A 2,874-nucleotide genomic window follows, 5' to 3' on the forward strand; every position below is an offset into this window, starting at 1 on the left:
TTTCCACCTCGCGCCTCAAGGGCGAGCATAATGCCGACAACGCCCGGCTGGCCGCGCGCATCGCGTTGGCGGCCGGGGCGACGCTGGACGGCGTCCTGGCGGGCATCGCCGCCTTCGCGCCCCTCCCCCACCGGCTGGAGGAGCACAGCTTCGGCGGCACTCTCTTTGTCGACGATTCCATCTCGACCACCCCCGAAGCCACCAAGGCGGCGCTGGCCGCCTATGCCGGCAAGCGCATCGCCCTCATCGCCGGCGGCCATGAGCGGCAACAGGATTATACCGAACTGGCGGGGCTGCTCGCCGGTTTCGGCGTTACCCTGCTGGTCTGCCTGCCAGTGACGGGGGCGCGGCTGGCCGCAGCAACGCGCGAGGCGGCGCCCGCCATCGCGGTTCTGGAGGCGCCCGACCTCGAAACGGCGATGCAGGCGCTGCTAGAAAGGCGCGGCAGCTTCGACGCGCTGATCCTCTCGCCCGGCGCGCCCTCCTACAATCAGTTCAAGAATTTCGAGGAGCGCGGCAGCCGCTTCATCGCCCTGGCCGAAGCGCTGTTTTCCTGACCGGCTCAGAACGCCTGCACCAGCGCCGCTGGCGGCATGCCGGCGCGGGTCAGCGCCGTGCGGATGGTTTCGATCAGCACCAGATCCCCGATCCGCTCGCCCAGGCGCGGCACGACGCCCTTGGCGCGAAAGGCGGGAACGTCGAGCACCTGCGGCAGATAGCGGCTGACCATGGCGCTGTCGCCCGCTCCCTGCCCGGCCAGAATGGCCAGGATCGGCCCCAATTCCCGATCAGCCCGCGCATAAATCTCGGCATGCGCCCCTGCAGCGGCGAAATCGCCGTCGCGCAGCGCGATCAGGGCCGGCACGCCATGATACCAGCCGGGCGGACTATCCGATTCCTCCAGCGCCTGCCGCGCCGGCGCCTCGGCCTCGGCCAATTCGCCCCCCAGGGCCAGCAATAGCGCAAACCCGGCCAGCCCGTCGCCATTGGCCGGATTGAGCTGGATGGCCGAGCTATAGGCATCGCGCGCCTGCCGCCGCGCGCCCTCGGCCTCGTAGAGCCGGGCCCGCTGCTCCCAGACGAAACCGCTGACCGGGGCCAGATGGACGGCCGCCCCGATGTGAGTCTCGGCGGCGGCCAGGCGCGCATCCGGCTCGCCCTCTTCTACCGCCACAGGCGCGAAACCATCGGCGATCAAACTGCCCATGGCCGCCTGGACGACGGCATTGTCCGCCCCCGCCGCGCCCAGCGCCTCCAGGCAGCCGCCGGCCCGGCCGGCGGCGCCGGCGCCACGGCTCTCCCGATAGAGGTCGAACAGCACCCGGCAAAGATAGGGGCTGGGAGCGACATCGGCCGCGCCATCCACCGCCAGGAGCCGCCGCGCCGGAGCATGTAGCGGGCCGCGCGGGCTGCCCAGCATGAGGCTGAACACCCGCGACACCCGATCCAGAACATCGAGCCCCGCCGCCTCTTGCATGGGCACGGCCAGGGTGTGGTTCCACACCACATTGCCCGCCTCGCTCTCGGTGAGAATGGCGCTGTACTGGGCCACGCGCTCATCGAGCCGCACGATGCCGGTGAGAACAAAATCGCTCTCCGCTGCCGCCCCGCCCTGCCCGTAGCGCACCTCGATATTGCCGAATTGCTCGAGATCGGTGACCAGTTCGATGGCCAGCCCCGCCACCTGCGGGCGCAGCCTTGCGGTGCCGGCCAGGTCCTGGAACTCCACCACCGTGATCGTGGGACGCGCCGGCCCGCTGACGGCGGCAGGCGCCTGGCGGCCGACCCAGGCATTATGCGCATAGGCCCCCAGAGACAGCAGCAGCGCCCCCAGCGCCAGCCCGAACCAGCTTGGCGGCAGCCGCCGGCGGGGCGAAGCCGCAGATGTCGCCGCCACAGTCGCAGGAGCGGCATCGACATCGGTGTCGGCGAGAATAAATTCGGGAATATAGCGTCCGACCGGCAGCTGGATGCGGGTCGGCTCATCCGCGCCCGGCCCGCTGTAATACTCATCGAGCAGGGCGCGCAGCCGCCGGGCCTGCACCCGCACGATCGGGTCGGCCTGCGGGTCGAAATCGGCGGGGCGGCCAAACACGTCCACGGCGATGGCATAGGCCTTGATCGTCTGGCCATCGCCCGCCAGCGTCTGGCGCACGATATAGTCGAGAAACCGGCCAAGCTGGGGGGAGCGCGAAATTTCCGGCCACGCCAGCAGCCTTTGCAGCGCGGCCAGAACCGCCTGGTGTTGTGGCGCAGCGTCGTCGGGCAACGAAACCTCCCAAACCCCGCCGATTGTGACGCTTTACATGTAAAACACAAGAGGCCCGTTACACGGACTTTACCTGCGCTAGCCTTTTTGCCGCGCGCGTGTTCGGTCATCAACGCCTCCATGGTGCGCGTTCCCCCGCGCCGCTTTGCGCCGCCAAGGCCCCGGCAAAAGCGCTCTGACCTCTGGTTTTCTGCGCGTAACCGCCCCCACGCCCCCTTTCGGGACGACCGGGCGGATATATTGTTTTCGGCTCCCTGCGGCGGCGGCGGCGCAGGGAGAATTTTTCGGGCAAGCATGTGGAAAACCTTCCTCGGAAGGCTGGCCGCCTGTGGCGCATGGCCCGGCATTTTTCCACCGCCACGGTGTTTCACGCTCTCAGGGCCCGCCCTGACGCGATCGGCATGCGGCTCCTGCGTCCACAGGTTGCATGCCCGGGCCCGGGAGGGTGCTGCGAAACGGTCTTCGGGCCGGCTCCGCATTCCCAAGCATCCTTCCGGCCCACCCATCCCCAGCAATGGGGGCGCCGGCCCCGCCTCGGGGCCCGGCGTTCGGGCGCGGACACGACGCCTCCCGGTCGTTGCCCGCACGGGGGGAGAAGCATGGGC

Annotated in this window: 2 protein-coding genes; one reads left to right on the forward strand and one right to left on the reverse strand. The window is 69.6% G+C overall.

The genetic code is table 11. From position 1 onward, the window contains the following. Positions 1 to 557, forward strand: a 557-nt coding sequence (locus VDP82_RS16635) for a glutamate ligase domain-containing protein (RefSeq protein WP_323015944.1), incomplete at its 5' end; no start/stop codon positions are given. 5 nt (positions 558 to 562) lie between these two features. Here VDP82_RS16635 and VDP82_RS16640 read toward each other — a convergent pair. Beyond that, positions 563 to 2,269 carry a hypothetical protein gene (locus VDP82_RS16640; protein WP_323015945.1) on the reverse strand — a complete coding sequence of 569 codons (1,707 nt, stop codon included), beginning with the start codon at positions 2,267 to 2,269 and terminating at the stop codon, positions 563 to 565. Between the last annotated feature and the right edge of the window lie 605 nt (positions 2,270 to 2,874).

It is taken from the genome of Devosia sp. (assembly GCF_034675085.1).
Lineage (GTDB): Bacteria > Pseudomonadota > Alphaproteobacteria > Rhizobiales > Devosiaceae > Devosia.